Genomic DNA, 239 nt, shown 5'->3' on the forward strand with positions numbered 1-239 from the left:
TAATTGGAACGGAATAAGCGATGCTTCTTATCGATTGAAAGCAACGTATCCAGGTATCATTACTAGGGACCCAGTTACTTTTGAACCAAATGATACAATAGAAACGGCTTTGTCTATGATTTCAGGAAAACAATATGCATCTGGAAGCTCGTCGGTTATCGATCAGGATGTATATCAATTTACAACGAATAAGGATGGAGAAGCATATATTGCTCTTGACCAGACCACAGGCGGATTTA

General features: G+C 38.9%; 1 pseudogene. It reads left to right on the forward strand.

Annotated features, from left to right (window positions below):
- Nucleotides 1–239 (forward strand): annotated as a pseudogene (locus tag V7077_RS23975) (hypothetical protein); the annotation flags it as partial.

The sequence above is a fragment of the Neobacillus vireti genome (assembly GCF_036962465.1).
Taxonomy (GTDB): domain Bacteria; phylum Bacillota; class Bacilli; order Bacillales; family Cytobacillaceae; genus Neobacillus; species Neobacillus vireti_B.